This is a genomic window from Streptomyces sp. NPDC057654 (genome assembly GCF_042800135.1).
In the GTDB taxonomy this organism is placed as follows: domain Bacteria; phylum Actinomycetota; class Actinomycetes; order Streptomycetales; family Streptomycetaceae; genus Streptomyces.
Window position 1 is genome coordinate 1 of the sequence record NZ_JBHVHQ010000556.1, and the last position, 5,780, is coordinate 5,780.

4 protein-coding genes are annotated in these 5,780 nt (G+C 72.7%); 3 read left to right on the forward strand and 1 reads right to left on the reverse strand.

Annotated elements, in window-relative coordinates; all coding sequences use genetic code 11:
• On the reverse strand, positions 1–2,185 hold a 2,185-nt coding region (locus ACFU99_RS30495), incomplete at its 3' end, for an ATP-binding protein (protein WP_384398145.1).
• Positions 2,186–2,334: 149 nt separating this feature from the next.
• On the opposite strand from ACFU99_RS30495, the gene ACFU99_RS30500 reads away from it, so the two are divergent.
• The 3 genes from ACFU99_RS30500 to alaS form a co-directional block, all read left to right on the forward strand.
• Entirely contained in the window at positions 2,335–2,775 is a 441-nt protein-coding gene (locus tag ACFU99_RS30500; protein ID WP_384398147.1) for a DUF948 domain-containing protein, read from the forward strand.
• An 8-nt stretch (positions 2,776–2,783) separates the two neighbouring features.
• Positions 2,784–3,113: a DUF6167 family protein gene (locus ACFU99_RS30505; protein ID WP_384398149.1), complete on the forward strand. Its 330-nt coding sequence runs from the start codon at positions 2,784–2,786 to the stop codon at positions 3,111–3,113.
• Positions 3,113–5,780, forward strand: a 2,668-nt coding sequence (gene alaS / locus ACFU99_RS30510) for an alanine--tRNA ligase (protein ID WP_384398151.1), incomplete at its 3' end; no start/stop codon positions are given. The genes ACFU99_RS30505 and alaS, both read left to right, overlap by 1 nt.

Sequence of the window (5,780 nt, forward strand, 5' to 3'; positions counted from 1 at the left end):
CGGAGGGGGAGGCGGCGGGCTGCTGCGTGGTGGCGGGCCTCGCCTCCACCGTGCTCCGCGCGCCCGGCACCGCCGCCGGCAGCGCCCGGCAGCCGCGCAGCGCCCGTGCCACCGCCGCGCCCGGCTCCATCGCGGCCCCCTCGCGCACCAGCCGCCCGTACCGGTCCGCGCCGATCCGCCCCCGCACCGCCTCCTCGCACAGTGCGTGCGGCGCGTTGAAGAACCGCGAACCGAACAGCGGCAGCCCCACCGACCGCCAGATCCGCCCCGCCGCCCCCTGCAACACCGCGGCCTCCGCCGGGTCGCCGCCCTCCGCGGTGAGCAGCGCCAGCAGCTCCACCGCCAGCACCGTGCCCACCAGGTCGTTGAAGGCGTGGTCGATGACCAGGCACTCCTCCAGGAACTCCCGCGCCCGCGCCGGCTCGCCGCGGGTCCAGGCGGCGAACCCCAGCACGTACAGCGCGTACGCCAGCGTCCACCGCTCGCCGTGGTCCTCGCAGATCTCCCGGACCTCCTGGCACAGGTCCACCGCGCCCGCGACATCGCCCTGGAAGGCGACCGCCATCGCCAGCTCCACCTGGCTCATCAGCACATTGCTGTTCAGCTCGCCGATCTCCCGGTAGCGCGCCAGCGCCGCCCGCAGCAGCTCCTCGGCGCGCGCCATGTCGTCGGAGACCAGCGCGAGGCACCCCATGCGGTGCAGCGCGTACGCGCCGGCCGGCTCGCTGCCCGTACGCTCCGCCTCGTCGCCGCACTCCGTGAGCGCCCCGAGGGCCGCGACCGTGTCGCCCTGAAGCAGCGAGACGTAACCCGCCACCCACAGCGCCTTCAGCCGCGCCTCGTCATGGCCGGTGTCGAGCTCCAGCGCGCGGTCCAGCCAGAGCCGCCCCTCCGTCAGCCGGCCGCAGCCGACCCAGAAGAACCACAGCGTCCCCGCCAGATACTGGCCGAGATGGGCGTCCTCCTGCGTCAGACCGCACTCCAGGGCCGCCCGCAGATTCGGCAGCTCCACATCGATCCGCGCCGCGACCTCCGCCTGCCGCGGGCTGAACCACTCCAGTTCGCACCAGGTGGCCAGCCCCATGTACCAGTCGCGGTGCCGACGGCGCATCCGCTCCGCGTCCCCGAGCGAATCCAGCCACCCCGCCCCGTACATCCGCACGGTGTCCAGCAGCCGGTAGCGGACCCCCGTCGGATGCTCCTCCCGGCTGAGCACGGACTGTGCCACCAGCCCCGTCAGCACGTCGAGCACCTCGTGCTCCGGCAGATCCGGCCCCGAGCAGATGTATTCGGCCGCCTCCAGATCGAAATGGGCCGCGAAAACCGTCAGCCGCGCCCACAGCAGCCGCTCGCGGGGCGTGCACAGCTCATGGCTCCAGCCGATGGCCGTACGCAGCGCCTGATGGCGCGGCAGCTCGCCGCGGGCCCCGCCGGTCAGCAGCTCGAAGCGGTCGTCCAGGCGGTGCAGCACCTGCTCCACGGAGAGCGCGCCGAGCCGGCCGGCCGCCAGTTCCAGCGCGAGCGGAATCCCGTCGAGCCGCCGGCACAGCTCGGCGACGGTGGCGCGGGCCGCGGTGCCCGGCCGCGTCGCGAAGCCCGGGACGACGGCCGCCGCCCGGTCCTCGAACAGCGCGACCGCGGCCGGCTCCGGCATCGGCCCCAGCGGGAAGCGGCGTTCGCCCGCGACGTCCAGCGGCCGCCGGCCCGCCGCCAGCACCCGCAGCCCCGGCGCGCGCCGCAGCAGTGCGCGGGCGAGCGCCGCGCACTCCTCGACGAACTGCTCGCAGCCGTCGAGCACCAGCAGCAGCCGCCGGTCGGCGAGATGGCCGGCGAGCGCGCTGCGCGGCGAGCGGTCCGTGGCGTCGGCGATCCCCAGCGCCTCCGCGACCGTGTGGTCCACCAGCGCGGGGTTGTGCACGGCGGACAGCTCGACCAGCCACACACCGTCGCAGAAGCGATCCTGCACCCGCGCCGCGGCGTGCGTCGCGAGGCGCGTCTTGCCGACGCCGCCGACCCCTGTGACCGTCACCAGCCGCGCGTCGGGATCGTCCAACTCCCGGGCCAGCGCGGCCAGCTCGCTCTCCCGCCCGATGAAACGATTGAGCTCCGCGGGCAGATTGCCCGGCCCGCCGGGGTGCGTGTAACTGGAGCCGGAGAAGAGCCCGGGGTGCGGAGAGCGTCGCATGAGACACGTAGCGTACTCATAAGTAAGCGGACCGTAAACACCCGTGCCGCGGCGGCCGTTGACGCCGCGCGGTAATGCGGTACGGGCCGTTCGCCCCGGCGCGATAAGGTCGGTACCCGACGTTTACGACCAGCAGGGAGCGGTGCAACGTGTCCGGTGGAGAGGTGGCCGGGATCCTCGTGGCCGTCTTCTGGGCGATCCTCGTGTCCTTCATCGCCCTGGTGCTGGTGAGGCTCGCGCAGACCCTGAAGGCGACCACCAAGCTCGTCTCGGACGTCTCCGAGCAGGCCGTGCCGCTGCTCTCCGAGGCCTCCGCGACCGTACGGTCCGCCAACAGTCAGCTCGCCCGCGTCGACTCGATCGCGGCGGACGTCCAGGAAGTCACCGCGAACGCCTCCGCGCTCTCCTCGACCGTCTCCTCCGCCTTCGGCGGACCCCTGGTCAAGGTCGCCGCGTTCGGCTACGGCGTCCGCCGCGCCATCGGCCGCAAGCCGGCCGCGGAGCCCGCGCCCGAGCGCACCGTCGTCATCGGAAAGAGCCTGCCGTCCGCCCGGCGCGGCAGCCGCCGCCGCACCCGTGGGAAAGGCTGACCCGAGGAATGTTCCGCCGCACCTTCTGGTTCACGACCGGTGTCGCCGCCGGCGTCTGGGCCACCACCAAGGTCAACCGCAAGCTGAACCAGCTCACCCCGGAGAGCCTGGCCATGCAGGCCGCCGACCGCGCCGTCATCGCGGGCCGCAAGGTCAAGCTCTTCGCCCTCGACGTGCGCGACGGCATGGCGGACCGCGAAGCGGCCCTCAAGGACGCCCTCGGCCTGACCGCACCGGCGGGCGGCCCCGAGCGGCAGGCGCTGCCCGTACAGCGCGGGTTCGCCGCCCTCGACCCGCAGCAGACGAAGTACCCGTACAACCGGAATGAGGACCACTGATGGAGTCGGCTGAAATCCGCCGCCGCTGGCTGCGCTTCTTCGAGGAGCGTGGGCACCATGTCGTGCCGTCGGCGTCGCTGATCGCGGACGACCCGACGCTGCTCCTGGTCCCCGCGGGCATGGTCCCCTTCAAGCCGTACTTCCTCGGCGAGGTCAAGGCCCCCTGGCAGCGCGCCACCAGCGTGCAGAAGTGCGTCCGCACCCCGGACATCGAAGAGGTCGGCAAGACCACCCGGCACGGCACCTTCTTCCAGATGTGCGGCAACTTCTCCTTCGGCGACTACTTCAAGGAAGGCGCCATCACGTACGCCTGGGAGCTGCTCACCAGCTCCGTGGCGGACGGCGGCTACGGCCTGGACCCCGAGAAGCTCTGGATCACCGTCTACCTCGACGACGACGAGGCCGAGCGGATCTGGCGCGAGGTCGTCGGCGTTCCCGCCGAGCGCATCCAGCGCCTCGGCAAGTCGGAGAACTACTGGTCCATGGGTGTCCCCGGACCCTGCGGCCCCTGCTCCGAGATCAACTACGACCGCGGCCCCGAGTTCGGCGCCGAGGGCGGCCCGGCCGTCAACGACGAGCGCTACGTGGAGATCTGGAACCTGGTCTTCATGCAGTACGAGCGCGGCGCGGGCGACGGCAAGGAGGACTTCCCGATCCTCGGGGACCTCCCCAGCCAGAACATCGACACCGGCCTCGGCCTGGAACGCCTCGCGATGATCCTCCAGGGCGTCCGGAACATGTACGAGACCGACACCCTGCGCGTCGTCATGGACAAGGCCACCGACCTGACCGGCGTGGCCTACGGCGCCGAAGCGGCCTCGGACGTCTCGCTGCGCGTGGTCGCCGACCACCTCCGTACGTCCGTCATGCTCATCGGCGACGGCGTCACCCCCGGCAACGAGGGCCGCGGCTACGTCCTGCGCCGCATCATGCGCCGCGCCATCCGCAACATGCGCCTCCTCGGCGCCACCGAGCCGGTCGTCGCCGAGCTGGTGGACACCGTCATCAAGACGATGGGGCAGCAGTACCCGGAGCTCCTGACGGACCGTAAGCGCATTGAGACGGTGGCGCTCGCCGAGGAGGCCGCCTTCCTCAAGGCCCTCAAGGGCGGCACCAACATCCTCGACACCGCCGTCACCGAGACCAAGGCCGCCGGCGGCCGGGTGCTGGCCGGCGAGAAGGCGTTCCTGCTCCACGACACCTGGGGCTTCCCGATCGACCTCACCCTGGAGATGGCCGCCGAACAGGGCCTGTCCGTGGACGAGGACGGCTTCCGCCGCCTGATGAAGGAGCAGCGGGAGCGGGCCAAGGCCGACGCCAAGGCCAAGAAGACCGGCCACGCCGACCTCTCCGCGTACCGCGAGATCGCCGACGACTCCGGCGCGACCGACTTCACCGGCTACACCCTCACCGAGAACGAGTCGACCGTCGTCGGCCTGCTCGTCGACGGCGTGCCCTCGCCCGCCGCCGCCGAGGGCGACGAGGTCGAGGTCATCCTCGACCGCTCCCCGTTCTACGCCGAGGGCGGCGGCCAGCTCGCCGACACCGGCCGCATCCGGCTGGAGACCGGCGCCGTCATCGAGGTCCGCGATGTCCAGAAGCCGGTGCCCGGCGTCCACGTCCACAAGGGCGTCGTCCAGGTCGGCGAGGTCGTCGTCGGCACCGCGGCGCACGCCGCCATCGACGTGAAGCGCCGCCGTGCCATCGCGCGCGCCCACAGCGCCACCCACCTGACGCACCAGGCGCTGCGCGACGCGCTCGGCCCGACCGCCGCCCAGGCCGGCTCCGAGAACTCGCCCGGCCGCTTCCGCTTCGACTTCGGCTCGCCCAACGCCGTGCCCGGCACGGTCCTCACCGATGTCGAGCAGCGGATCAACGACGTGCTCTCCCGCGAACTCGACGTGCAGGCCGAGGTCATGAGCATCGACGACGCCAAGAAGCAGGGCGCCATCGCCGAGTTCGGCGAGAAGTACGGCGAGCGGGTCCGGGTGGTGACCATCGGCGACTTCTCCAAGGAGCTGTGCGGCGGCACCCACGTCCACAACACCGCCCAGCTCGGCCTGGTCAAGCTGCTCGGCGAGTCCTCCATCGGCTCCGGCGTGCGCCGCGTCGAGGCGCTGGTCGGCGCGGACGCGTACAACTTCCTGGCCAAGGAGCACACCGTCGTCGCCCAGCTGACCGACCTGGTCAAGGGGCGGCCGGAGGAGCTGCCGGAGAAGATCTCCGGCATGCTCGCCAAGCTCAAGGACGCCGAGAAGGAGATCGAGCGGTACCGCGCCGAGAAGGTCCTCCAGGCCGCCGCCGGGCTGGCCGAGGGCGCCAAGGACGTGCGCGGGGTCGCGCTGGCCGCCGGCCGGGTGCCCGACGGCACCTCCGCGGACGACCTGCGCAAGCTCGTCCTCGACGTGCGCGGCCGCATCCAGGGCGGCCGGGCGGCCGTCGTGGCGCTGTTCACCGTCGCGAACGGCCGGCCGCTGACCGTCATCGCCACCAACGACGCCGCCCGCGACCGCGGGCTCAAGGCCGGTGACATGGTCCGTACGGCCGCCAAGACGCTCGGCGGGGGCGGCGGCGGCAAGCCGGACGTCGCCCAGGGCGGCGGCCAGAACCCCGAGGCGGTCGACGAGGCCATCGCCGCCGTCGAACGCCTCGTCGCCGAAGCGGCCT